Here is a 25,715-nt window from a genome sequence, read left to right on the forward strand (position 1 = left end):
ATAAGCGGTGCGACCGGTTCGAGCTACACAGCGACAGGAGCAGGTATCTACAAGGTCGTGGTGACCGATGCAAACGGCTGTACTGGGACGTCGAATGAAGTTACAGTGACCAGTGTCGGTTCGCCGAGTGTGAGTGTTGAACCGACATCAGGCGAGCTGAACTGCAAAGTCGAGAGCGTCGAGCTCAAAGCAACCGTTACGGGTGGTAAAGGGCCGTACTCGTACCAGTGGTACAAGGATGGGAGCAAGATAAGCGGTGCGACCGGTTCGAGCTACACAGCGACAGGAGCAGGTATCTACAAGGTCGTGGTGACCGATGCAAACGGCTGTACCGCAGAGTCCAGTGCGACAATAACAGAGGTCGAGTGTATTACCAAGATCATAGTCGACAAGGTTACAGACCCAAGCGGCTCGGCTGAGAGCTTCGATTTCACAGGATCATGGAGTGGAGGCACGACATTCTCTCTGACAGACTCTGACGCTCCTTACGATAGCGGTAATCTGGCACCAGGCGAGTACACGGTAACCGAGAGTGTGCCTGATGGCTGGGACCTGAGCAGCATAGAAATCGATGGTGATACAGATGGTGGATCCTCCACGTCAGGCTCCACTGCCACAATCGATCTTGATGCAGGCGAGACGATCAGAGTCACGTTCACCAATACCCTCAAGACAGGTGGCCAGGGCAAACTCGACGTCAGCGGATACAAGTTCAACGATCTGAACGGGAATGGTAATTGGGAGACAGGAGAGCCTGGAATCGAGGGCTGGACGATTTACCTCTCGGACGGGACCACAACGATCTCGACCACTACCGGCGCAGATGGGAGCTACTCCTTCACAAACCTGCCCGCTGGAACGTACACGATAACAGAGGAGGAGAGGGCAGGATGGAGCAGAACACTCCCTGCAGATCCCGGAAGCTATGAGATCAACTTTGACGGAGAGGAGGACAGGAGCGTAGCGGACCTGAACTTCGGTAACGTTCAGACTGTACAGCCTCAGGCCAGGCTTTCGATAGATGCCTCCCCGCAGGATCCCTGCAGCAATACGCCTGTGGTTGTAACAGTGAGCTGTAAGAACCTGCAGGGCGATCTCTGCGGCAGCATCGCCAGCATGACTCTGTACTACGGTTCGTCCCAAGTGGAGATGACAAAGGGTTCGAACGGCAAATGGACCGCGACGGTGCCAGGCCAGTCTGCAGGCACCACACTCAGCGTTTACGCAGTGCCGAAGGATTCCCAGGGCAATTTCATAGGATCGATAGGGACGACCGCGACCGTGGAAATAACCTGGGTGGACTGCGCAATCGATATCGAGAAGACTGCTGATAGGGAGACCGTGGAGCCTGGCGACACCATAACATACACTCTCACGGTGAAAAACACCGGCAGCGCGACGATAAATGATGCCACAGTGGTCGACACGCTCCCGCCTGGCACGCTGTACAAATCCGCGAATCCAGCGCCGTCAGGCGTCAGCGGCAGTGTCGTCACGTGGAACCTGGGTGCTCTCGAGGCGGGCGAATCTGTGGTCATCACCCTGACCGCGACGGTCGAGAGCGACGTATGCACGCGCCAGAGCTTCACGCCCTCGGATGAGCAGAACCAGAAGCGCGGTCTGGCTCCACCTGTGACAGGAGAGGAGAGGCTCACCATAATGGCAGCATCTCCCGTCGACCAGGAGCTGATCGATTCCCTCTACAGAAACATGACGAGGCTCGAGGCGAAGCTGAACTACGTCAGGAAGTACAGGGACACGTTCGATAAGGCGAACACCTCTCTGGTCATCAGCAACGTCACTCTGAACGGCTCTGTGTACAAGCTGATGAACTACACCAGCACCACAACCGGAGATGTTCTCACAGAGGCCTACAACTCCTCAGGAGCCCTTGCATGGTCTCTCCTTGTGAGACCTCATAAATACGACTCCCTGCGCACAGAGTACGTCAACGGCAGGGTAGTCTCTGAGAACTACATCACAAGAGAGCCATGGGAGGGCCTCCTCATCGAGTACGACAGGCCATATCCAGGGTACACGAACCTCACGGTCACTTACTATCCGACGGGCGATACTCTCGTCGTCGTCAGGGATCTCTACGGGAATGTGATCAGCAGGGAGTACAAGAAGCTGCCAGGAGTGCCGCCTGTGCCCCTGGAGCTCGAGAACTGCGCCACGGTTAAGGGCATGATCGGCGATATCGAGGTTAGCGACAGATCCTGCGCCACAGTCACTGTGATCTGCCCGATGCCGCCGCAGGGCAGGCTCACACTGGATAAAAGACCCTCTGTCGAGGTCGCATCTGTGGGCCAGACGATAACATACACATACACGATCACAAACGGCGGAGAGACAACGATCAGCAACATCTACGTAGACGACGATATGCTCGGCAGGATCAACACAGATCCGATAACTCTCGGTCCGGGAGAGACCGCTGAGGTCACAGCGACGTATGTTGTGAAACCCACGGACACATCTCCGATAAAGAACGTCGCCACAGCGGCCGGCCAGGATCCGAACGGTGATGTGGTCTCTGACCCGGCGGAGGCTGAGGTCGTGATCGCCGGCGAGGTCCTCTTCAACAAGACCGCCGAGCCGAAGGTGGTCGAGCCGGGAGACACGATAACGTACACCATAAGGTATCAGAACACTGGAGGTGCGCTGCACGACGTCTACATCGTTGATCACTACCCGAACGAGGTTTATTTCATAAGCGCGACCCCTGCACCGACCAGCGGGAACAATGTCTGGTATGTGGGTGATCTCGGGCCTGGCGAGTCTGGCGAGATAGTGATAGTCGTGGGCGTTGCCCAGGAGCTGGGCAATATGAGCTTCAGCATGGATCAGAGCGTGAGCGGCTCAGGCTACGTCAACGTTTACAACAACCTCTGCACCACCCCGCCGAAGATAGTGAACAGGGCTGAGATGGTCTACAGGCTTACTCAGAATGGAGAGAGCACAAAGGTCACTACAGCCGCAGAGGTCCAGCTCGGACCGCCTGCCACATGCGCCAAGATCAAGGAGCACGGGAGCGGGTCGTACGAGACAGAAGATCAGGTCAGATACGAGCGCGGGAACCGCACGATAACCTGGAACAAGAGCCTGTCAGCGACGCACTATCCGACATCGTTCTCCCTCCCGAGAGACAGAAACGTGAACTACACGACTCTCTGGGTCGAGAAGCAGAAGGCGAAGAATTACGCGACAGACGCATCATTCAGCGAGGAGTACACGTATGCCAGGAGCATAAAGCGCGATAGCTCCCTCCAGATGGACGAGAACGGCTCCAGGCTCATGATCGATACGGAGTTCACAGGCATGGGTCATGTTGGAATACTCAAAGCCAGGGAGAGCAACCTGACGAAGAACGCCTTGGACAATGCTGTTTACGAGAGCAGGGAGGACTACGTCGGCAGCTTCAGGTTGTATCAGAAGGTCGATGAGTACGGCGAGCACCTCCGCTCCGAGAGCGAGGCGAGCGGCACGGGCTTTGCAGCCGTGGATAAACGTCTTGGATCTGCCCAGCGCTCTTACGAGTCTGGCACTGGCAGCTACGAGAGCTCCCAGCTCATGGACACCCTTAGCAGCTACATGCACAAGGAGATCAGCCTCAACCACGCGCCTGCGAACTACACGTACTCACAGGGCATGGGTGTGAACTACACCGGCAAGTGGTACGAGGGGATGTGGTCAAAGACGGATAAGAGCCTGATCAGCGAGAGCTTCTCCTCGCTTGACACACTCGAGAAGGAGACGTACGCGAGGGGCCTGAACGAGATGGAGACCGAGGCGGAGTTCTCAGGAAAGGCTGACTTCAGGGTCCTCTACCAGGATCTGAGCGGCAGGGAGGGCAGGACCATTGATCTCGTCGATCAGTACATCGGTGATTACAAGGTGAACCGCAAGGTCTCGATAACAGGTGTATCCAGATACAGCTACCCGCACATCTCTGTGAGAAAGGAGGGCTCCGTCGACCTGGCGAACAGCACATACGCTGATTACAGGATCATCGTTGAGAACGACGGCAACGTCAATCTCGGGCCTGTATACATACTTGACATCTTCCCGCCTGGCACGGAGTACGTGGGGTCATCTGCAAGACCTGGTGAACTGACATCAGAGTATGCCAACTGGACGCTCCTGCACCTTGGAATAGGCGATACAACAACGATCTCGCTCACTCTCAACATAACAGAAGAGGTATCGAACCTGGTCAACAGGGTGATCGTCTCAGGAGCGCATGACGATGAATGGGTCACGGCCAGAAACTTCTCCTCGATAAAGGTCGACTGGCTCGAGTGCTGTCCGGCGGAGCTCACGGCAACTAAGACAGCGGTAGTGCACAACGACACTGTGAGTTACAGGATCTCGCTGAGCAACAGAGCGAACTACACGATGGTCGCGTTCGTGATCGATTACATACCATCAGATATGCAGCTGATCAACTACTCGCTCACGCCCTCCCAGATACGAGAGAACAGGATCGAGTGGGCGATACTCGATCTCAGGCCCGGAAAGAGGATCGATATCGATTACAACATGAGAGCGCTCAGGAGCGGCACGTTCACGAACAGGGCCAGGGTGGAGGCCTACCCGATCGATGGGCCAGGATCGGTCGAGGCAGATCTGGCGGCCAGAGCATACGTCGGAGTCGAGATAAAAGAGCGGGAGAGAGAAGGGTGGACAGTGCCGAAGTGCATGGGTCTGAACTGCACCGAGTCGTACAGGGACGACTGGATGTCATGCAGCACATGTGCACCGGAGTAGAGCAGAAGGACGGCGGGAGGTCATCCCGCCACTCATTTGTTTTCTCAGATGCCCAGAGTTGTTTTCTGAGCTTCTCAGAGCAGGATGTTATCTGAATGCTGGTGGCTGCCCTGCTGGCCCCTTCCTTTTGCGAGCAGCTTCTCCCTGTGGAGGTACATCGCAGCCCTGTTCGCGTACTGCCTGTTCGTCGAGATCACCCGCTCCCTGAGCTCCGGCGTAACCTTTCTGATCTCCCTCGCTGGCACACCAGCCCACAGCGTCTCAGGCGGCACCTTCGTGCCCTCGAGCACAAGAGCGCCCGCAGCAACTATTGCGCCACTGCCCACAACAGATCCGCTGAGAACGGTGGCGCCTATGCCCACCATCGCCCAGTCCTCAACCTGAGATGCATGCACAGTGACCCTGTGTCCGAGTGTGACGTGATCCCCTATGATGCAGGGCGTGTCAGGCTCCACATGCAGCACCGAGCAGTCCTGGATGTTGCTCTCCTCCCCCACCTCGATGAACGACTCATCTCCCCTGAGGACACATCCATACCAGACTGAGCTTCCCCGCTTCAGAACAACCCGGCCAATAAGAACAGCTCCGGGGCTCACCCATGCGGTCTTATCCACTACTGGCTCGCACCACAGAGCCTCCCAGTCCGAGGGCTCAGAGGGATACGGCATATCCGGGGGCTGTGGCATCCTTGCAGCGGTCCATCTGGTTTCCTCGATCATGATAAAACAGTATAATGGCTCCGAGATATCATTTGCGATCCTGGGAGCTGCTCTGCGCCTTTGCCGTGCTTCAGGGCATCAGCTCATGCCAGCTGGTTCATTGAGCTCTTCCGGTTTTCATCTATTCTCCTCAGCAGGTATGCTGTCGCAGCCCCTCCAGCTATCGTTAGGAACCAGAGCTGTATCAGCCTGGAGAGTATTGTTGCGGCGACAGCGTAGCTCGTGGGGACCCCTATGGCGCTGAAGAGCGTTATCATCACTATATCGACAAGCCCGATGCCTCCGGGGAGCACCAGGGGAAGCATCTGGATGAATATCATCACAGCGTAGACCGCGAATATCGCCCACATCGAGACCTCGATGCCCATTGATCTGAAGGTGATAAACGCGACCAGGTTCATGCAGAGCCAGGCTGCGAACGCCCAGGCTGTGCTCACCAGTATCGTTCTTCTGTGGTCGATGAATCCGTTCATCGCCGAATGAAATCTGCGCACTATGCCCATGCACAGGCTCCTGTCGACCCTGCGATGGAAGACCCTTTCCACAAACTCTATCAGCCTCGATATTATCCCCTCAAGCCAGCCGCTCGAGAAGCATATGCCCACGAATATCGCGTTGATGCCAAGAAGAACAACCGCAATTCCTGAGCATGTCGCGATAGCCCACGCCGGCGCACTCGTCTCCAGGATCAGATATGCCATGCCGACCACAACCCCAAAGAAGAACGGCACAGCTGTGATTATGCGCGTCGCAGCGACCGTCGCCGAGGATCGATCGATTCCAGGAGACGCGATCTTCTCCAGGAAGTATATCCTGGCGGTCTCTCCCGAGAAGCTGCCTGACGGTATCAGATTGTTCAGGAATATGCACGAGAGGTACATCAGGAATGCATCAGATATCGAGATACTGCAGCCGAACTTGATGGCAACACGCCTCCAGGCGAGCCCGTCGAAGAGCACGCCGAGGAGCGCCAGCACGAAGCCCAGAGAGAAAATGCGGATATCCACGGATCTCATGCTCTCCGCTATCCCGGAGAAGCCGACGTGGTACAGGTACATGAGATACAGCGATGTGCCGACCGCCACCAGCGTGATCGACTTTCTCGCATCCGGCGTGGGAAGCTCTATCCCGTCTCGATGCACACCACAAAGGATGATCTGAAGATAAAAATAGCTTATCGTCGAGAGGCTCCGGGATGAGGCCGGAGATCCCATGTGCGGCAGCGTGCATGCATGGGAGATCAGTCTCGCGGGAACCTCTGATGTGAGCTGCCTTCACCGGAGGGTCATGTTCTTGAATCACTGAACGGAATTTCAGGAATCAGCAATGCTGGTGAGCAGATCACAAATCGATTTCACCTGCTGGGTTCAGCGATCTGAGCGCACAACCCACCAGACACAACCCACCGGAGCTGCACGAAGATTGATGTGCAGACCCTCTCCTGTCTCGGACATGCTCAATACGTTGAGGTAAATCGCCCTATGGGAGTATTTCTGGATGAACGACTGTGCCCGATGATGGCGGCTTCACTCGATCAGTAACTCAACCACGCTCACTTGAGCAAATACCCTGTCTCGTCATCACCCGGTGGAGAGCATGGGCATGTTAGTCCTCAGCGCCCTCTCCGCATGCTCCATGGGCTCTCTCATGCTTCCCGTCTGCCTGTACATTCCCACAAGAACCTCTGCGAGGCTACCGTTATCGATGCGCTCTCTTATCAGCGGGAGATATGCCCTCTCGTCAGGAGACGCACACCTCTCTGCCACTCTGTAAAGCCTCTGGAGCTCAGGCATCATCTCAGACGTGCCGGTCCTTATGGCTAGGTACATCATCTCCCTCAGAGTCTCCTCATCCTCCTCCAGAGTGATATCACTTCGCAGAAGTGCGTTTACAAATGCGGTTATACTCATATCAGATCTTATGCACTCCTGCTCATCTATTGCTTTGATCTCCAGGCATCTTCTTTTAAACCGGACTATTATCCCTCTGGAGTTAACCCACTCCCTGCAGAGCAGATCCGCGTTCATCTGCTGGAGTTTCCTGTAGATCCCCCTGTTTACCATCACGTAATCCCTGACGCTCCTGATCCTCTCCGGGATCACGCCGTTGCATATCTCCGGGATCTCACGCTGGTTCTCCATGTAGAATAAAAGCCTGTTGTCCATGTATCCTGTGCATCTGCCCTCAACGAAGGGGGAGGCTGCAGAGACCGCTATCAGATAGGGCAGCAGGGCTCTCAGCCTGTTGAACATCTCCACCAGCATATCGCTTACGCTGTATGAGATGTTTATCTGGAGAGCCTGGATGTTGAGCCAACCATGCTGCCTTATATTGAAGATCCTGTCATAGAGACGGTAGTACTCAGCTTCATCATGATCCCAGAAGCTGGTCTGGTTCAGTGTGAGAAGGGGATGCATTCCCAGCCCGAGGAATCTGTGCTCACCGAAACACCTGTAGAGCCTCCTTACGCCTGCGTGGAGCAGACCCTCAAGCGCAGCTATGCTATCAGCAGGCGGAGGGACCAGCTCCAGGACGTGCTTCTGGAGCTCCTTGGAGAGACGCACACCTCCGAAATCTATCTCGTGCTCGACCCGGCCGTTCAATCTTTTTATGAGCAGATCTGAGATCGGGAGGGGATTGAAGCTCCGGTCGTTTATGGAGTACTCATGCTCTGTGCCTATCATCCAGGTCGATCTCCATGACCTTGAAGGTCTCCGGCTCCTCTATTCTGAGCACGGCTGCAAGCTCGTCCCCGCCCATATCCCTGATGAGATCGAGTATCTTCTCAACAGCAAGCTTCAGCTGCCTCTCGTATGCCTCCCTGTCCCTCAGAAGATAGCCGGCGAGCGGGCATATGCTCTCCCGCTTCAGGTAGATCTCCAGTCTTCTGTCCACAACATCAAACGTGAAGGGGCCTGCTGAGCAGGTCTCGGGCTTGAGATGATGCAGCCTGCACCTTCCATTCTCTAAGAGCACGCATGAGCCGTCATCCCTCGCCCTGATCCTCCTGTAGCCCACCTCCTCTATATCGCCCGGGCTCAGACCCGCTGAGATCAGGATCTCAGCCCTCCTGTCTGTCAGAGGCGGTCTCGCATCGATGCAGCAGATGCCGCCGCATGAGCTGCAGATATCGCTGAAGACATCAGGATCCACTTCGATCACCCTCATCTCTCAAAGTCGATCCTGTAGGCAAGAGGCTCTTCAGATCCGAGCACGTTCTGGGTGGATGGATCGAACCTCGCCTCCCCCATGTAGCTGTCCATCCTGGATGGCATGTAGCTGAGCGTGTCCGCATACTGGTCTCCGTTTATGAGATACGAGATTATCCTTCTGTAGACATCCGGGTAGCAGATGTCCTCGCCGCCATCGAGCGATGGGTTGTCATTGACCTCTATAACGTAGAGACGACCGTTGCTCTCCTTGATATCCACCCCGTAAAGGCCCTTGCCTATGGCCCTTCCAGCCTCAATCCCCAGGTCTATGATCTCCGATGGGACCTCCTCTGGCGGAACGCTCTCCACCCCGCAGTAGACGAGATGTCCGTTCACAGATGCCTGGATCTTGAAGGTCTGGGCAGGAATGACATACCTGCATGCGTACAGGAACTCACCATTGAGCACACCGATCCTCCAGTCGAAGCTGCTCGGCACGTACTCCTGCACCACGATCCAGTCTGAAAGCCTCAGGAACCGCTTCGCTATCCGCATGAACTCCTGGACGTTCGATGCCTTCTCGACCCGTGCTGAGAACGATGTCGATGGCTCCTTCAGCACCAGAGGCGTGCCGAGCCTCTCGAAGAGCGCCCTGGCATACTCCGGCACTATCTCCCTCTTGCTCGGGAAGACCGTCCTGGGTATGGGCAGGTTCTTCTTCATCAGGTGCAGGTACATGTTGACCTTGTCGGAGCATATCTGGATCGAGGCCGGATCATCTATGACAGGGATCCCGTAGAGGCTCGCGATCCTCGATGCGACATACGTCGCATTCATCGGATCTGTGTTCGCCCTGATGAACAGCGCGTCGAGCTTCGGAATCCTGTTTATATCCACCGGGAATATGAACTCCGCAGTGTGACCCATGCTCTCGGCAGCATCCCTGCACTTTATGAGCGCAGTCAGCTGCTCGGAGCTGCTAAGCGTCTGTCTGTTGACGAATATTCCCAACCTGCTCAACCGCTCACCCTCTTCTCAAGTATGCTCTTCATCAGTTCCCTCTCTTTCTCTGAGAGCTGAGAGTACATCACAGGTGCAAGTGATGACAAACGGTATCCTCCAAGATCTCTGACGAGCACCAGGCTCACCAGTGGTATGTTGAAGACGGCGTAGATCTTCTCCGCCAGCGTCTCCACCTCCTCAGAGCAGTCGACCGTTCTTCCGAAGATGGAGCTGTACACAGCAACCTCTGCTTCATCGCTTATCTTCTGATAGCAGAATGGGTACTTGCCGTAGTTCGTCACGTGCTTTATCGCCTTCTTCGCGCTTGTGAAGTCCTTCACGACGAAATGCTCGGAGGGCGTGGAGAAGTAGTTCAGCCCGTAGACTATCGCTGGAAGTGTTATGTATGCGTAGGAGACGACCCATTCGCATACAGGTATCCCTGCCATTCTCGCCTTCTCCAGGCATATCGGCACAATGTACGCGTCGAGAACAGCACTGCTGCTGGGAACTGTCCGGATGCCCTCGAACTCGTTCTGCACTATCGTGTAGTATGGCTCTGTTTTGTAGAAGTAGTTCTCGTTGATGATGTATACGGTTCCATTTTTATTTAACGTATACATAATATTCTTTTTCGGAATAGTGTGACGTTTGTTCATACGGGCGGCCACCAGCTCTGGAAAACAGTCTGGGTGCACTCAGGTGGCCTTATCACCACTCCACTACGGTGTTTTTTATAGTATCTACGCTCCATAAGGAGATCCTCGGCACCCAAGGTGCCGAACGGATTTACTGTAGATGTCTTGAGGTATTTAGAGCTTACCCCTATGCGCTCTCAGAACCCCTGAATCCTCTCACATCGAGAAGCTCGATCATGCTTCCGATATCTGTTGCTGGAAGGCTGCATGTGTATCCGCTGCAGACATATGCCGTGGCCTTCCCATCCGCGGGGCGCAGGGCTGATGCCCATTCTGGAGGTCGATCCCCGGCGACAACAACTTTTCTCGGCACGTAGACGGACCAGAGGGCGCGAAGCATGGTTTTTGTCCCATCCGCATCGCCCAGGATTGCGATCTCATACGAAGGTCCTAGCGCGAGGTCGAGAGCGATCAGTAGTCCGACCTGTGCAGGAAGGGAGTCCATTCTGATGTTCCTGAAGCTTCCAGAGGCGATCTCCTCCAGATCCGGCCTGCCGAGAAGTTTCCCGAGCAGAAGGAGGTCCATTGTGGCCATCGCATTGCCTGAGGGGATCGCGCCATCTCGAACCTCCTTCCGCCGCAGGATGTGATCTCCCTGATCTTCCATGGTGTAATAGAACCCGCCGGCTGGATCGAGGAAGTGGGAGATCATCTCCTCACACAGAACCTCAGCTCTGTCAAGATACCTTCTCTCGAAACCGGCCTGGTAAAGCTCAATCAGTCCGAAGATGAGGAATGCGTAATCATCAAGTATCGATACCCTGCTGCCATTGTGGGAATGCACAAGCACGCCGCCTCTGTGCATGCTCGATATCACAAAATCCGCTGCAACGGATGCGATGCGGAGCCATCTCTCATCTCCCAGAACCTGAGCGCCTCTGGAGAATGCTGCTATCATCAATCCGTTCCAGTCAGCAAGCACCTTCTCATCCCTGAAGGGTCTTGCTCTCAGAGACCTCGCCTCCAGAAGTCTCCTTCTCAAGGGCTCAATGGAGCGCTTGAAATCACCCAGTTCGCCCTTCAGCGAGATCCTTAGCACGTTCCTCCCATTGCTCCCGCCAGCGGGCTCGAGCACATACGCATCTAGCGCCTTATTCAGATCATCACCAAGAGCATCCTGGAGCTGATCCATTGTCCAGAGATAGTATCCCCCCTCGATCCCATCGCTCTCGGCGTCAAGCGCTGAGCAGAACGCACCCTCCGGGGATATCAGCTCCCCAGCGACGAATCCGAGTATCTCATCTGCCACAATCGCGTGATCCCTCTTTCCTGTGGCCTGGAATGCCTCCAGATATGCCAACGACATAAGCGCCTGGTCGTAGAGCATCTTCTCGAAGTGTGGCACCCCCCAGCTCGAATCAGTTGAGTATCTGTGGAAACCATATGCGAGCTGGTCGTATATGCCGCCGCATCGCATCTCCCTGAGCGTCAGCTCCACCATCTCCAGAGCTTTCATCTCCCCTGTTCTGTGCCAGTACCTGAGCAGGAACAGCAGATTCTGTGCCAGGGGGAACTTCGGGGCTCTCCCAAACCCTCCGCTGGCCCAGTCGAATATCCCCGAAATCTCGAGGTAAGCCCTGCTGAGAGTGCTCTCATCCGCATTCTGCACATGGGATTGCACATGTGACTCCATCATGGCGTTCAGCACCCTGGATCCCAGAGCTGTGAGCTCTGATCTCCGGTTCTTCCAGAGCTCCTCCACCAGCGGTATGAGCTCCCTCAGCCCCATCATACCGAGCCGCCCATCCTTCGGGATATATGTGGCTGCAAAAAAGGGAATGCCATCCGGGGACATTATGATCGTCAGAGGCCATCCGCCCCTGCCGGTCATGATCTGGCAGGCCTCCATGTAGATCGCGTCGATGTCCGGCCTCTCCTCCCTGTCCACCTTCACGCATACAAATGCCCTGTTCAGCATCTCAGCGATCTCCTCGTCCTCAAAGGACTCCCTTGCCATCACGTGGCACCAGTGGCAGGTGGAGTATCCTATCGACAGAAATATCGGCCTGTCCTCAGCCCTCGCACGCTCGAAGGCCTCAGGCGACCATGGGTACCAGTCCACAGGGTTGCATGCATGCTGACGGAGGTAAGGGCTCGACTCTCCAGCGAGACGGTTGGGCTTGCGTTCCATATGAGGTTTAAGGAACCCTTAATGTAAATTGTTTTCCATTATTCGGGGTGTGGCTGCGTTTGGATCACAGATCACAATGCTCACCGGGCCCTGAGATCGTGCTATGGGGGGTTTGGGCACAATTCACAAGGGTAATCGATGCCATCAAAGCGCTTCTACCATGCAATCTGCTTACCCGAATCTATAAACGTCCTCGTCCTCTATCGGCTTCTCGAGATCAAAGCGCTTCTACCATGCAATCTGCTTATCCGAAGGCCGCCAGTGTTTCCGATGGTCATGTTTTTGTATCATTGTGTAATTAGACATAAAAACATGGAAGGTGACATAATCTGCCCTGCCTGCGACTCCGCAACTGAGCACACTGTTTTGCATGCGGGCAGGGATCTCTTGGTGAGGTGTGAGGTGTGTGGCACTGTGCACTCGGTGACATCTCATCATTTGAGGATGACCCCTTTGAAGGTTATCGTGAGCTCCGGGCCGAGCTCGAGGGTGTACCGCGTAAGTGTTCCTCAAAATGACATGCTCTCGGTCGGCTCTGAGATAGTGGTCGATGATGGGCGGAGCGATGTTGTCGTTGCGGAGGTAACTGCGATCGAGACGGAAAGAAGGGTTAGCTACGCACTTGCAAAGGATGTGAAATGCGTATGGGCGAGGGCCGTTGATGATGTTTTGGTCAAGATCTCCGTGTACAGAGCTGGCAGGACGAGATCTTTCAGGATCATGACGAAGGGAGACGAGGTTTTCTCGGTCGGAGATGTCAGGGATGTCGAGGGTATCAGGTACAGAATAGTGAAGATCAAGGGGCGTGACGGGGGATTTCCGGAGAGTTCCGAGGCCAGAGACATCGTGAGGGTATGGGGGCGGCAGCTTTGAGGAAGGAGAGGCTCATCGAGAGCCTCAGGAACTACGTGAGCGAAAGGGTTGTGGAGGCGATGTCGAGGGTGCCCAGGGAGCTCTTCGTTCCTGATGAGCTCAGGCCCATGGCGTATGAGGACCGCCCTCTCCCCATAGGCTACGGCCAGACGATATCCGCGCCGCATATGGTGGCGATAATGTGCGATCTGCTCGATCTGCATGAGGGCATGAAGGTCCTCGAGGTCGGAGGCGGCTGTGGATATCATGCTGCTGTGATGGCGGAGCTGGTTGGCCCATCTGGCCACGTCTACTCGGTGGAGCGCATCCCAGAGCTGGTCGAGATTGCACGCCGGAATCTCGAGAGGGCGGGTTACAGAAATGTTAGCATGATCGCTGGAGATGGGAGTCTGGGGTACAGGGAGCAGGCGCCATATGACAGGATAAGCGTCGCAGCATCCGCGCCGGATATACCTGAGCCGCTGAAGGAGCAGCTCAGGCCAGGCGGAAGAATGGTTATCCCCGTCGGCTCATACTCACAGGACCTTCTTGTCGTTACAAAGAATCATGATATAAGGGTCGAGCGGGCCATGGGCGTCATATTCGTTCCACTCATAGGGGAGTACGGCTTTAAGGACTCGTTCTGGTGAGATGCACAGCATCTGTTAGCTTACCCCAAAGATGTGCATGCTGATTCTCAGATCTCTTCCACGAGCGTCTCAAACATCCGGATGCACTCTGCACATGCGCTTGCAGATCACTCGTCGCCGGATTGCTGTTTTGAGATGATTTTGAAATTCAAATCAGATTCAGAACACCACCCGCCCTATCCCTCTCGAGTATCCGGGGATCGAAGCAGGTGCATCCTGGATCCCTGTGCTCGTCTGTGCTGATGGGGCAGAGACAGGCGAATACGACACAGGAACAGGCTGCCCTGTTGGAATCCCCACGATCGTGGGTGCGGCAGAGACCGTGCCGAGCCAGACCTTGGCTGATACCTGGCTGAATGTGTATCCTGGGGCAACGGCTGTTATCACATAGTACCCTGATGGCAGATCCATGCCGTAGTAGCCCAGCATATCAGTGTTTATGGTGAAGCTTCCGCCCTCCCCTCCGGAGATTATGACCCTCGCCCAGGGGATGCCGGCGCCGTTCTGGTCAACCACCCGCCCGACCAGGCTGTATGTCGTGGGGTACCTCCCCGGGTCGACCAGCACCGAGACGTTGTTTGTGAGAAGCCCGCCCACCCTCATGACGTAGAGATGGGATACGAGAAGATCGGCATGTGCTCCTGTTATCCTGTACCACCCGGGCATCATGAGACCTGTTGAGTAAACCATCCTGCCGTTATCGTAAAGCAGGAGATTGCCTGGAACTGATGTGCGCACCCAGAGTATGATCGGGTCTCCGAGAATCACAGATGCCCTGGTCGTGAGCATGCCGCCCTGCTGAACATATAGAATGTTCGGCAGCCTCAGCTCATCCTTTATGGTCAGCCCCTCTGCAATGGGATCCATCCTCTCGATAACCATCTGCTGAGAATCAAATGGAGCATACGGGTCCCAATCAGGTCGCTCCACAGCAAATGGGTTCAGGTAATCTGGCTCAACAGTCGTGACGGCCTGCTGCGGCGTGCTCCATGGGGTCAGCCAGTCAGGCTGCTTCGTTCCGGCAGCCCCAAAAGCCTGGCAGGAGCCCGCGATGAGATTTAGCAGAATCGCGAGCAGAATTACGTGCTTTACATGATCCATACTGAGTCCCCAGCAGAGTATGGAATGCTGGGAGATAAATATTGCGTGATGTCATGAATGTTCAAGAGGGCAGTACAGCACTGCGTTCAGCGAACTGCCATCGATGCCATATCAGCACATGATAAACCTTGCAGATCCGTTCTGCCTACTCACAGCATTCATTTCAGCAATCGAACGCATGGGGGCCGCATGTTCTGGACGGCTCTGATCTGCAGCTGAATTCATGGCATTCAGAGGATGAGCCTCTATCGGGCCATACGTAGATGTATATGTAGTTCGACCAGTCGGTTGTGCAGTAGGCCAGTATGTGCCATCCGATCTCCTCGCCGTAGAACCATGTCGGGAACCAGCCTGTGGTCTTGTAGCCGAAGCCCTTCACACTTGGCGAGCAGTAGTATCCCCTGGGGAAGCTGCCACATGGAGCCCATTCATACGACCAGTATTTTCCGGGACGCATGATGTGCGACCACAGCGGGAGCCACTCGCCCTGAACAACACCGGCTGCTGTGACAAGCTTGTTCGGCCACACCTGTATATAATATTCGTTGCAGCCGCATCTCTTCTCCGGACATCTGCAGGATGCCGTTCGGGGAAATACGGGATTGAGGCCTGCATAACATCCATCTTCTGAGCATCCTGGATAGATCTTGCTCGAGTCGGGCAGGATCAGCTGCTCGGTGTTCACATCAGGAGGCGTCGGTGCGCCCTGGATGCTGGATTCGGAGCCCGAATGGAGAGACTGGATTACATTTGAGTTCTGGACGTTGGAGACTGACTGTACTATGTTTGTGTTCGACTGTATCACAGATGACGGCCAGACATAGATGTAGACGTAGTTCGACCAGCCGTTGCAGTGGTAGCTGACGATGTGCCAGCCAGGAGCGTCTCCGTAGAACCAGCCGCGCTTGAACCCCGGCCACGACCAGCCCCACCACCGGACCTTTGGGGCCGAGCTTGATGGATACCATTCATAAGTGTACAGGTTCCCTGCGGAGGCTACCTGCGCCCATAGTGGCAGATACCCGCCAAGCCGGCAGCCGCCCACCGTTTTGAGCCCTGAGGACGTCTGCACGTAAAGCCTGTTTCCGGACGTCGATGAGCCTGGCCAGTGCCAGACACCACTTGGATCAAATGAAAGACCTGCAGGGGGTGTGGCTGAGCTGAAGTCGAGGCTCCCATCAGGCTGGAAGCTCTCTGCGCTCGGCTCCTGCAGCTTCAGATCCGTCGGGGTCATACGCTCTGCATAAGGCCCCTCTATCTCAGGAGCTGCTGAAAATCCGCCGAGGATGTTCTCAAGGCTGCTCCAGGGCTGCTGGTCTGGCAGCTGCGAGCCTGTTGATGGTGGTTGAGATCCAGGATACTGCGTGCTCTGCGGGTAGCCCTGCCCGCTCATCGCTGATGGGCTGTCGAGAGGTGTAAAATCGGAATAACCCTGAACACCACCATCGCCTATGGCACCGAAGGCGACATTGATGAGCGCAAACGCGATAAGGATACAGGCATAGAGCTTCAACGTGACCCCGACCTCATATGCTACTCCGAGACAATATGAGCACTTCATCTATATATATTTTGGGAGGGGCCCGGTGTTCCTGGAACCCAGCTCGAACCTCGCGACCGGAAACCACACGAGTGGAGAAGCTGAACGGTTACCGCTCAAAAGAGGATCCGACAGTATCGCATGTTGTATAAAAGCGCCGAGGGTGAGATTCGAACTCACGAGACTCTTTCGAGTCACCAGCTATCCAGGAGGTTCACTCCAGGCTGGCGCCCTACCACTAGACGACCTCGGCATTACTGCTTCCAGCGTCTCGGGTAAACACCCGGATCCATTATCACCCTTTCGGTCGATGCGATTATGCCGGTCTTTGCAGCCACCATCTCGTCGCTCGAGAGCCTGGCCCTGCCGATAGCAACCGCCTCGCCCTTGAGGGTGTATATAACAACGAAATCGCCCCTGTTTATATCTGTTTCCAGGCTCAGGAGACCCGGAGCTGCCAGGGGTGCTCCGTGACAGATCGCATCAACCGCGTTATCTGATATTACGAGGCCGGGGAGATGCCTGAGGGCCCTCTCGACCGGCATAACAGCCCTCCGGAGCGCGCTCTCATCCCCGCTCTCGCGCCAGATCTCGTATGCATCTTTGAGATTGTGCAGCGTGACGAGAGTATCATCCTCCGCGAACGGCCCCGCCTTTGTCCTTCGCAGTTCCTCCATGTTCGCGCCGCATCCGAGAGCGAGCCCCATGTCATAACAGAGCTTTCTGATGTACGTACCGGCCTCGCATCCCACCCTCATCAGCACTCTCTGACCCTCGATCTCCAGGACCTCGATGTAGTATATCTTCCTGGTACGCAGATTTCTGGCGACGCTCGACTTCAGTGGTGGCCTCTGGTATATCTCACCCGTGAACTCCTCACAAACCTGTAGTATCTTCTTCCGGGGAACCTGCTCATGTGTCCTCATCAGACAGACGTACTCCTTGCCGGCTGTGAGCAGAAACTCCACAACCCGCGTCGCATCGCCGGTTAGCACAGGGAGCACACCAGTCACTCTCGGGTCCAGAGTGCCGCTGTGCCCGGCCTTCTCAATCCCCAGGATCCTCTTGACCCACGCGACGACCTCGTGGCTTGTCGGCCCTGAGGGCTTGTCGAGATTTATTGCGCCAAGCCTGAGGTGCTCCGGGAGCGGTCTCTTCTCAGGGAAACAGCCGTAGGATGGGTCTGTGGACCCCTCACGCCTCACCACTCTTTCCCTGACACGATCTGCAGGGAGCCGGGCTCTGGGTGTCTCTGATCGTGGTATCATAATCTCATCTAAGCGCCCTGACAGCTGCAAGTGCTATCGATAGAGTGCCCTTCTCATCCCATCTGCCCGTGTCGATTATGAGATCGTATACGCTCAGATCGTTGAGGTCTATGTTGTAGTACATCCTGTATCTTCTGGCCTCGCACTCCTCCCGCGCCCTGGCCTCGGAGAGGGCCTCCTCAAGGGACTTGTTCTCCCTCTTTGCTATCCTGCTTGCCCTCACGCTCAGTGAGGTCTTGAGCATGATCTTCAGATCTGCATCAAGCATGTGACCCGCAAGCCTGCCCTCGAAGATCCCGCTGCCGTTCTTCGCCAGGCTCCGCTGTGCATCATCGATCATGTAATCGATCTCGGGCCCCTGCTCTGCAAGCCTCCCGAGCTCCTTCAGCGAGAGGCCACGTTCGGCTGCGATTCTCCTGAAGAGATCACCTGAGTTGACCCATCTCAGGCCGAGCGCCTCGGAGAGACCCCTCGCAAGCGTGCTCGTTCCAGAGCCCGGTGGACCGCTGATTGTTATGATCATTCCATACCGCCGATGTCAAGCGCTTTTCTTATTATCTGGGATATCGGGATCGAGCAGATGAAGTACCAGTAGAACCAGTAGAGTATCGGCCCCCAGACGATGTGTTTGATGTTCTGCTCTCCCCAGAACGGGAAGACCATGGTTATGCTGTGCTGGTCTATGTACAGATACGCCCACATGAAGAGCGGCACAGAGACGATTCCGATGTACGCCATTGGCTTGAGCTGCATCTTCATCATCTTCCCCTGGTCGCCCATCATCTCGAGCTGCTTGTTCTGGAGATGCTGAACACGGGCCTGATCGCCTGCGAGCTGGGCTGCCCTGAGTTCTGCCTGGAACTCACGCATCCTCATCTGCTGCTCCCTCAGGAAATCCCAGTCCATCGTGTATTTCTGTATGAGGCTTGCGTACAGGCCTGTTATTGCAGCGAGCACAAAGAGCACCATGTGGAACGGCAGTATCTCTGGAAGCCATCCTATGACTATCTCCATGGCCATTCCTATGGCAACCCTGAACTCGTGGCTCACCATTATTCCGATGGTGAGCACCGCGCCCAAGCTGAGCGCAACCGTATCGATCGATTCTACGATCCTGGACCTCATGCGCTCTCTCCAAAGATCCTCTGCATCATCGGGTACATCTCCTGGATCTGCTCGCTGGCGATCTGCTCATACAGCCTGTACATTATCGAGACCGCGAGCAGCAGGCCGGTACCCCCCGCGCCTCCGAGCGTTCCCAGGAGGCTCGCTATCACGGTGAGCAGCCCGATAATCGCGCCGCCGATGACTGTGACCTTTGGGATGTACCGCTCCATGAGACGCTCTATGCTGGCCGGGCTTCTCCTGTATCCCGGTATCTGAAGGCCAGATGCGTGAATCTTTGCGGCTATGCTCTTCGCCCCCATCCCGGTCGTCTCGATCCAGAATATGGCGAATATTATGCCGCCTATTATCAGGAATGCTGTGTCGGTGAGCAGGTGCAGCCAGATCTGCCATCCGGCTATCGGGTTTATCCCGAGCTCCACCAGTCCTGGTGTGGATTGTGACACCATGCTCGGGATCCAGTCGCTCGGGCCGTGTATCGGCGAGAGGTAGTACATCAGCCCTGATACAGGCTGCGGAGATGTCGCGCTTATCGGAGCCCCTGTGGCAGCATCGAACTTGGCCGATGAAAGAAACGTCCCCAGCCAGCTCTGGTATCCGGTGTAGACGATCCTGACGCCCTCTGCGGTTGTCTCAGCTGTTGTCACCGTGCCGAGCTTTGCGGTGAGCAGCGCGCCGACCATCTCGATGTTGGCCTGAAGCGCCCTTACGAGAATCATAGGCAGAACGCTGGCGTATACAAGCTTAACTGGAAACCTCCCTCTCGCGCCCCTCACCCTGCTGTGCGCTAGAGGTATCTCAATCCTGGTGCTCTCGACGAACACGACCAGCAGTATTATTCCCACCGTGGATATCAGCGCCAGGAGCCCTCCGGTGACGAATATGAACTTCAGCCCCTCGGATGTGAAGATCTCATCCAGCCCTATGAGCCCGAGCCTGATTATCGATATCCACTTCGGGATTATCCCTATGGGGAGACCGCCGTCTCCAGTTGCCCAGTTGAACAAACCGGTGACGAGCTGCTGGCTCACGCCCGCAACTATGAAGAGACCGACGCCAGAGCCGATCCCCCACTTGGACACAACCTCATCCATGTAGAGTATCAGGACACCGCCCAGGCATACCTGGAGGAGTATGATCAGCGAGATTATGGATAATGAGACGCCAAGCGTTGTGGCGAGCGTCTGGTCCGGAAGGAGGTACCCACCGGTGATCTGCGGAAGCGCCTCGACAACGATCATCACAAACACGAGGGCCTTCTGTGTCCCCTGGAATATCGCCTGGTCCCTCGGATCCCTCAGATTGAGCTTTATTATCTCAGCGCCGACGAGGAGCTGAAGGACGATGGATGCTGTGACTATCGGGCCTATCCCCAGGAGCATCAGCGATCCAAAGGATCCAGCGAAGAACGCCCTGTAGTAGCCGAAGAGGTCGATTGAGTGCTTGGAGAGGCCGAAGAGAGGGATGTTGGAGAGCACGAAGTAGAGCAGGAGTATTCCGACCGTCCACCCCAGCTTCCTCTTGAAGTGGACGTGGCCAGCAGGCCTCTCCACGGCAGGAAGCCTCTTGACGAACGGCTCTATCGCGTAGAAGAAACTTTGCTGGTTCATAATACCACGGCTTCACCGCCAGCTGCCTCGATCTTGCTCCTGGCTGAGCTGGAGAAGGCAGCTGCGGCGACTGTAAGCCTTCTTGTGACCTTTCCCTTTCCCAGGACCTTCACACCGTGCAGCTCTATCCTGCCCTCCGGCCCAACCATATCGTTCAGAACGCCCACATTGATAGTCTCAATGTCGAAGGAGTTTGGCCGCACGAACCCGTGCTTGCCCATGGGCTCTCCTCGTATTATCGAGCGAACCCAGTGGTGCTTGCATGTGCCAGCGTTGCCACGCCCGCCTCTGGAGCCTCCACCTCTCTGGTTCTTGTGCTTTCCATGGTAGGTCCTGTGACCGCGCTTCTCCTTCGTATGCTCCCTGACCATGACATCACCTCATCTTCTTTATGAGCTCGGCTATCGATTCGTGATATCCAAGCTCTCCGCCTTCCTTGACGGTCTTCTTTATCCCGCGGTGGCCCTTTCGCGGAGGATGAAGCCTGAACACAGGCTTTATGCCGAAGTCCTTCAGGCTTGCAGCCCCTGAACATACAGCCTCTGCCAGCTCGCGTATGCTCTTGTATGGAGAGATCTGGCGTACAATCTCGTCAGTAAGACGCCTGTTTCCGCTGAGCCTGCCGCGTCTTTCCAGGATCATGGTGAGCAGATCTGCGTCTGCCCTTCCCCAGGCGACGTAGTCTTTGACCACTTGGATCATCCCGCGGTAGTGCTCATCCTCTCTCACAAATACGCAGTGGTTCACCCTGTGGAGACGGAGCATGCTCAGGGTATCCCTGATCGCAGGCTTCGTGTTGACCTCTCCCCTGAGCCTGATTATCGCGTACATCCTCAAGACCTCACAGTTATGGTGTTAAGGAGCGCATTGTAGGTCGCTTTGGCAAAGTTCAGGGTTGTCCTCGTCGAACCCTCTGTTCTGGTCCAGACGTCCTTTATGCCGGCCATCTCCATGACCTTCTTGGCCACATCTCCGGCAGCCAGTCCGAGGCCCCTGGGCGCGGGCATGAGGTATATCCTGACGCTGCCAGAGCTTCCAGATACCTTGTACGGCACGGTGTGCGCCTGGCCACAGCCGCACTCCCAGCTCCCGCATCCTCTGTTGATCCTGACGACGTTGAGCTTCGCGTTCTCTATGCCCTTCTTTATGGCCCCCCCGACCTGGACGTCCTTGCCGTGGCCTATGCCTATGTACCCATCTCTGTTCCCGACTATAACTGTGGTTCTGAACTTCACCCTTCGCCCGGAGTCGGTCATCCTCTGCACCATGGTTATGTCCAGGACCTCATCCTCGAGGCCGGGGAGCAGAAGATCTACAATCTGATGCTCTTTGATGGGAAGACCTGACCTGACCGCCTCCTCGAACGTGGTTACCTGTCCCTCATAGACAAGTCTGCCAAGCCTGGTCTTCGGTATCCATTCCTCTTCTGTCTCGTAACCCTTGATCATGATATCACCCCAGTATCCTCTCCCTCGCGGCCTCGAACTGCGAGACCACGTCCACTCCGGTGTAGTCTCTTATGACCTCTCCACGGATTCTTGAGTCGTCAGGGAAGACCTCCGGGCTGTGGGGCACGTTCACTCCAGCATCGACAACTCCCTTAAGGGCGGCATACACCCTGCTCCCTCTGGAGTTCGAGTGCAGCCCTATGTCCAGTATGCCCTCGTCATACCCGAGTGCGAGCATCTTCTTGCCGAAGAGCAATCCCGTAAGGTAAGCAGCAGGCACGTTGCCTGTGCTGTGTTGGAACCCGTAGTTTCTGAGCTCCTTCGAGCTGACTGTGAGCAGCGTCCTGTCACCTTTGAGCTCAGCGATGATCAACTGTATTGTGATGTTTGCATTGCCCTTCCTGACGACCACCCTGGGCTTTCTGGAGAGGATGAGCCTGTATCTCACATGATAGTTGGTCCTGCCCTCTCTCCGCCTTCTGAAGGGCACCCTGTATCGCGGTCCTGTAGCCAAATAGCATCACTCTCTCATGAGGCCTTTCGCCTTGATGTATGCATCGAGATGCGCAATGCTCCTGTACTCTCCGCCTTTCGCCTTCCTGTACAGCAGCCTGTATGCGTGTCTGTCGATCTTCTCGCTATCCCTAATCTCCCGGAGACGCCTCCGGAGCGCTCTGATCCTGCTGATCCAGGTCTCCTTTGGAGAGGCTCTGGCGCCCTTCGCACCCCTTCTGCGGCCGGGTCCTTTCCTGTGGCCGTATGCCCTCTTCTCAGCTCTCAACCTGAACCTGGCGCGGCTGTTGCCCTTCTTGGGCTTTGCCTTTATGTTGCCGGCCTCGATCTGAGCACGTATATCTTCTCTTGTGATGGCATCAGCCAGCTCACTGGCCACCTCCGGGTCCGGGTTGATCCAAACCCGGCTCTCTCCGACACCGAGCTCGCTTGCTGCCAGCCTTCTCTGAACGCTGAAGTTGGGCACCTCACTCGCCTCCCGTCTTCGGGTTCAGTATCTTCAGGTTCATCTCCCTGGCCATGGCCTCGATCTTCTCCCTCTTGCGCATTCCGACGGTTCTGGCGATCCTGATAGCGCATCCCTCAGCCTTCTTCAGATCGTCTATGCATCTCACCAGAACCTCCCTGAATCCTGAGGGGTGCAGGCCCCGAACCGCCCTGGGGCTCCCGAAGCCAGGTCTCACAAGACGGCCCTTTGCTCTGACCTGCTGCCTGAGCTTGTTGTGCAGACCCCTTGGCCTGCGCCAGCTCTCGTCGAGCCTGGCCTTCTTGTGGGAGTCGTGGCGTCTGAACTCCGGCTTCTTCGCCTTCTGCCTGGCTCTCACCCTGAGCAATCTGTCCATCTCTGCTCACCTCTTCTCCACCAGGTAAATCCCATCCTGGAATATCCTCACATCAAATCCTCTGACCCTGGTGGCCTGCTCTATGTTTGCCATCGTCTGGCCCACTGCCTCTTTGTCCATTCCCCTGATCAGTATCTCGTCCTTGCCAACCTCGACATTCACATCTCCGACGATTGTTGCGAAGCGCGGCTTCCTCTCGCCGAGGAAGTTGCTGATGGCAACCTTCCCATCGGCTACCTTCACCTGAATCGGGAAGTGTGAATACACCACCTTCATCCTGTACTCGAAGCCGTCCGTAACACCCTTGATCATGTTCTTGATGTGTGCAGCTATCGTCCCGACCATGGCCAGATGCTGCTTTTTTGTCGTCTCCGATCTGATCAGTACCTTTGAGTCCTCTCTCCTTATCTCTATGCCTGGATACCAGAGCTCCCTGGACAGCTCACCCTTTGGCCCCTTTACCTTCACATCGCGGCCTGATATCTGGACATCAACGCCATCCGGGATATCCAAACGACGAACCACCTCTTTGACCATGATCATCACCTAGTACACATAGGCCAGCAGATGGCCGCCTATGCCACGCGCCCTGGCGTCGGTATGTGGCATCACACCCTGGCTGGTGCTCAGTATCAGCACCCCGAAGTTCCTGGCGGGAAGGAAACGCCTCTCCCACTTCTCCAGCTCTGCGACCTTGGTGGCGAACCTGGGTTTTATGACACCACAGCGGTTTATTCTTCCCAGCAGCTTGACCTTGAACATGCCCGACTTACCGTCGTCGATGAACTCGAACTCGCCGATATACCCCAGATCTGCCATAACCTTCAGGGTCATGGCTATGAGCTTGGATGCCGGCTTGATAATACACTCGGGCTTGCCGACGCTCTCAGCGTTCTTTATTGTGGACATCGCATCAGCGAGCGGATCTAGCAACATAATCTTCACCTACGAGTATTTCTCGAAGCCCATCTCCCTGGCTATCTCGCGGAAGCACTGCCTGCAAAGGTATATGCCGTACTTCCTGACAAGCCCGGGCTTCCTCCCGCAGCGCCTGCATTCGTTGGCGCCTCTACCAAATCTCTTCTTCATGCAGCCTCCACGACCCGAACTCCAAACCTCTTCTGGACGAACTCCACAGCCTCGTCCCTCTTGACCTTATGCGAGTTTGGAAGCTTTCTGCGGGCCACGCGTCTCTCTGCCACACGGTATCCTGCTCTCCTGAGCGATACCGCCACGTCCATTCCGAAGATCCCTATCTCAGGATCGTACTTCATTCCCGGAAAGTCTGTGTGCTCCTCGATTCCGAAGGCGAAGTTGCCGTTCTCATCGAACTGGCTCCGCTTTATTGTGTTTCCAACCACCTTGAACGCCGTCTCCAGGAACTCCTCAGCAGCTCTGCCTCTGAGCGTCACACGCGTGCCTATCGGTTCTCTCTTCTTTATCCCGAAGGCCGGAAGGGTCTTCTTCGCCCTGGACCTGATTGGGTTCTGGCCTGTGATCTCGGAGAGAATCGTCTCCGCATTGACAAGCCTCTGGCCGCTCTCGCCCACACCTATGTGAACAACGACCTTGTCTATCCTGGGTTCCAGGTTCATCTTCCAGCCTCCAGCTCAATAACGGGAGCGTCCCTGCCTATCATGAACACATAGTCTACGATCGTATCTATGTCTCTGTCACCTGCGGATATTGTGACCCTGTTCGGCATCGAGCTTCTCACTATCTGCACGGATTTGATGCGACCCGTCTTCCCCGTATGCGATCCGCCGGTCACCACAGCCAGGTTCCCGACCTCGAACTTTATGACGTCCTCGATGCTCCTCTCTGGGAGTGAGATCAAAAGCGAATCTCCAGTCCTGAACTCGCCCTCTGCGATTATGTTGGACCCATCGCTGAGGTTCAGCTGCGTCCTGTTACCCTTCAGGGTTGTTTTGTTCTCTACCCTGACCAGCTTTCTCGGCTTATCAGGCTGGATCTCTATGAGCACAAAATACCCCTTTGTGCTCTTGACCATTCTGTACTGTTTGTTCAGGGCAGGCACCGTTATGACGTCGAAGAGCCCCACAGGGAACCTCGCATCCCTTCTCACAGTTCCGTCCACCAGCACCCCGCCCTCGTGAAGGATCCTCTTGACCTCGCGCGCGTTGTCCGCCAGCTTTAAGAGATCCCTTACAACGACCATCAGAGGCAGGCTTTCCTCAGCTGAGTGGGGGCCAGGCCTGGGCGTTGCTATCCACTTGCTGGTCTTCCTCGGTATGGGCCAGCTTCTGGGTATCGTGACTCTCTTCTTGTGCACC

General features: G+C 55.8%; 27 protein-coding genes and 1 tRNA gene. 3 read left to right on the forward strand and 25 right to left on the reverse strand.

Translation table 11 applies throughout. The features are described 5' to 3' along the window. The first annotated feature begins 129 nt into the window (after positions 1-129). Complete coding sequence (locus QHG98_00860) at positions 130-4,770, forward strand: SdrD B-like domain-containing protein (protein MDH7596284.1); 4,641 nt, start codon at positions 130-132, stop codon at positions 4,768-4,770. 74 nt (positions 4,771-4,844) lie between these two features. Here the strand turns inward: QHG98_00860 and QHG98_00865 are convergent, their stop codons facing one another. The 7 genes from QHG98_00865 to QHG98_00895 all read right to left on the reverse strand — a co-directional run bounded on the left by QHG98_00865 (position 4,845) and on the right by QHG98_00895 (position 12,472). Further along, positions 4,845-5,489, reverse strand: coding sequence for a gamma carbonic anhydrase family protein (locus QHG98_00865; protein MDH7596285.1), 645 nt, complete (start codon positions 5,487-5,489; stop codon positions 4,845-4,847). An 83-nt stretch (positions 5,490-5,572) separates the two neighbouring features. Then, positions 5,573-6,703: a lysylphosphatidylglycerol synthase transmembrane domain-containing protein gene (locus QHG98_00870; GenBank protein ID MDH7596286.1), complete on the reverse strand. Its 1,131-nt coding sequence runs from the start codon at positions 6,701-6,703 to the stop codon at positions 5,573-5,575. Between the two features lie 366 nt (positions 6,704-7,069). Further along, positions 7,070-8,173: a glutamate-cysteine ligase family protein gene (locus QHG98_00875; GenBank protein MDH7596287.1), complete on the reverse strand. Its 1,104-nt coding sequence runs from the start codon at positions 8,171-8,173 to the stop codon at positions 7,070-7,072. Further along, positions 8,154-8,657 (reverse strand): YkgJ family cysteine cluster protein, encoded by a 504-nt coding sequence (locus QHG98_00880; GenBank protein MDH7596288.1) that lies wholly within the window; start codon positions 8,655-8,657, stop codon positions 8,154-8,156. The genes QHG98_00875 and QHG98_00880 overlap by 20 nt, the downstream gene beginning before the upstream one ends. Further along, positions 8,654-9,661: a RimK family alpha-L-glutamate ligase gene (locus QHG98_00885; protein ID MDH7596289.1), complete on the reverse strand. Its 1,008-nt coding sequence runs from the start codon at positions 9,659-9,661 to the stop codon at positions 8,654-8,656. Before QHG98_00885 ends, QHG98_00880 begins: the two co-directional genes overlap by 4 nt. Further along, positions 9,658-10,266 (reverse strand): RimK-like ATPgrasp N-terminal domain-containing protein, encoded by a 609-nt coding sequence (locus tag QHG98_00890; GenBank protein ID MDH7596290.1) that lies wholly within the window; start codon positions 10,264-10,266, stop codon positions 9,658-9,660. Before QHG98_00890 ends, QHG98_00885 begins: the two co-directional genes overlap by 4 nt. A gap of 202 nt (positions 10,267-10,468) precedes the next feature. After that, positions 10,469-12,472: a thioredoxin domain-containing protein gene (locus QHG98_00895; GenBank protein ID MDH7596291.1), complete on the reverse strand. Its 2,004-nt coding sequence runs from the start codon at positions 12,470-12,472 to the stop codon at positions 10,469-10,471. A gap of 312 nt (positions 12,473-12,784) precedes the next feature. Between QHG98_00895 and QHG98_00900 the strand changes: the two genes are divergently transcribed. Together QHG98_00900 and QHG98_00905 are read left to right on the forward strand one after the other, a co-directional pair. Next, the gene (locus QHG98_00900) at positions 12,785-13,345 is read left to right on the forward strand and encodes an HVO_0476 family zinc finger protein (protein MDH7596292.1); all 561 of its coding nucleotides are present in this window, start codon (positions 12,785-12,787) and stop codon (positions 13,343-13,345) included. Beyond that, on the forward strand, positions 13,342-13,974 hold the full coding sequence (locus QHG98_00905; GenBank protein MDH7596293.1) for a protein-L-isoaspartate O-methyltransferase: 633 nt from the start codon (positions 13,342-13,344) through the stop codon (positions 13,972-13,974). Before QHG98_00900 ends, QHG98_00905 begins: the two co-directional genes overlap by 4 nt. A 159-nt stretch (positions 13,975-14,133) precedes the next feature. On the opposite strand, the gene QHG98_00910 is transcribed toward QHG98_00905, so the two are convergent. From QHG98_00910 to QHG98_00995, 18 genes are all read right to left on the reverse strand, one after another. After that, positions 14,134-15,075, reverse strand: a complete 942-nt coding sequence (locus QHG98_00910; protein MDH7596294.1) for a carboxypeptidase regulatory-like domain-containing protein — start codon at positions 15,073-15,075, stop codon at positions 14,134-14,136. 163 nt (positions 15,076-15,238) lie between these two features. Then, positions 15,239-16,636 (reverse strand): hypothetical protein, encoded by a 1,398-nt coding sequence (locus QHG98_00915; protein MDH7596295.1) that lies wholly within the window; start codon positions 16,634-16,636, stop codon positions 15,239-15,241. A 134-nt stretch (positions 16,637-16,770) separates the two neighbouring features. Continuing rightward, positions 16,771-16,868: transfer RNA gene (locus tag QHG98_00920), tRNA-Ser, on the reverse strand. A gap of 1 nt (position 16,869) precedes the next feature. Next, the gene (locus QHG98_00925; GenBank protein MDH7596296.1) at positions 16,870-17,883 is read right to left on the reverse strand and encodes an RNA-guided pseudouridylation complex pseudouridine synthase subunit Cbf5; all 1,014 of its coding nucleotides are present in this window, start codon (positions 17,881-17,883) and stop codon (positions 16,870-16,872) included. Positions 17,884-17,887: 4 nt separating this feature from the next. Beyond that, a complete protein-coding gene (locus QHG98_00930) occupies positions 17,888-18,406 on the reverse strand; it encodes an AAA family ATPase (GenBank protein ID MDH7596297.1) in 519 nt (172 codons plus the stop codon). After that, entirely contained in the window at positions 18,403-19,008 is a 606-nt protein-coding gene (locus tag QHG98_00935) for an EMC3/TMCO1 family protein (protein MDH7596298.1), read from the reverse strand. The genes QHG98_00930 and QHG98_00935 overlap by 4 nt, the downstream gene beginning before the upstream one ends. After that, a complete protein-coding gene (secY, locus tag QHG98_00940) occupies positions 19,005-20,618 on the reverse strand; it encodes a preprotein translocase subunit SecY (GenBank protein MDH7596299.1) in 1,614 nt (537 codons plus the stop codon). Before secY ends, QHG98_00935 begins: the two co-directional genes overlap by 4 nt. After that, positions 20,615-20,989 carry an uL15m family ribosomal protein gene (locus QHG98_00945; GenBank protein MDH7596300.1) on the reverse strand — a complete coding sequence of 125 codons (375 nt, stop codon included), beginning with the start codon at positions 20,987-20,989 and terminating at the stop codon, positions 20,615-20,617. Before QHG98_00945 ends, secY begins: the two co-directional genes overlap by 4 nt. A gap of 4 nt (positions 20,990-20,993) precedes the next feature. After that, positions 20,994-21,449: a 50S ribosomal protein L30 gene (locus tag QHG98_00950; GenBank protein MDH7596301.1), complete on the reverse strand. Its 456-nt coding sequence runs from the start codon at positions 21,447-21,449 to the stop codon at positions 20,994-20,996. 2 nt (positions 21,450-21,451) lie between these two features. After that, positions 21,452-22,066, reverse strand: coding sequence for a 30S ribosomal protein S5 (locus tag QHG98_00955; GenBank protein MDH7596302.1), 615 nt, complete (start codon positions 22,064-22,066; stop codon positions 21,452-21,454). Between the two features lie 4 nt (positions 22,067-22,070). Next, the gene (locus QHG98_00960) at positions 22,071-22,580 is read right to left on the reverse strand and encodes a 50S ribosomal protein L18 (GenBank protein ID MDH7596303.1); all 510 of its coding nucleotides are present in this window, start codon (positions 22,578-22,580) and stop codon (positions 22,071-22,073) included. 6 nt (positions 22,581-22,586) lie between these two features. Next, entirely contained in the window at positions 22,587-23,045 is a 459-nt protein-coding gene (locus QHG98_00965; GenBank protein ID MDH7596304.1) for a 50S ribosomal protein L19e, read from the reverse strand. A gap of 1 nt (position 23,046) precedes the next feature. Then, positions 23,047-23,421 carry a 50S ribosomal protein L32e gene (locus QHG98_00970; protein ID MDH7596305.1) on the reverse strand — a complete coding sequence of 125 codons (375 nt, stop codon included), beginning with the start codon at positions 23,419-23,421 and terminating at the stop codon, positions 23,047-23,049. Between the two features lie 6 nt (positions 23,422-23,427). Then, the gene (rpl6p, locus tag QHG98_00975; GenBank protein ID MDH7596306.1) at positions 23,428-23,958 is read right to left on the reverse strand and encodes a 50S ribosomal protein L6; all 531 of its coding nucleotides are present in this window, start codon (positions 23,956-23,958) and stop codon (positions 23,428-23,430) included. A 9-nt stretch (positions 23,959-23,967) separates the two neighbouring features. Next, positions 23,968-24,357, reverse strand: coding sequence for a 30S ribosomal protein S8 (locus QHG98_00980; protein ID MDH7596307.1), 390 nt, complete (start codon positions 24,355-24,357; stop codon positions 23,968-23,970). A 9-nt stretch (positions 24,358-24,366) separates the two neighbouring features. Beyond that, a complete protein-coding gene (locus QHG98_00985) occupies positions 24,367-24,510 on the reverse strand; it encodes a 30S ribosomal protein S14 (protein ID MDH7596308.1) in 144 nt (47 codons plus the stop codon). After that, on the reverse strand, positions 24,507-25,016 hold the full coding sequence (locus tag QHG98_00990; protein ID MDH7596309.1) for a 50S ribosomal protein L5: 510 nt from the start codon (positions 25,014-25,016) through the stop codon (positions 24,507-24,509). The genes QHG98_00985 and QHG98_00990 overlap by 4 nt, the downstream gene beginning before the upstream one ends. Next, on the reverse strand, positions 25,013-25,714 hold the full coding sequence (locus QHG98_00995; protein MDH7596310.1) for a 30S ribosomal protein S4e: 702 nt from the start codon (positions 25,712-25,714) through the stop codon (positions 25,013-25,015). Before QHG98_00995 ends, QHG98_00990 begins: the two co-directional genes overlap by 4 nt. Position 25,715: the final 1 nt, after the last annotated feature.

Source organism: Methanothrix sp. (assembly GCA_029907715.1).
Taxonomy (GTDB): domain Archaea; phylum Halobacteriota; class Methanosarcinia; order Methanotrichales; family Methanotrichaceae; genus Methanothrix_B.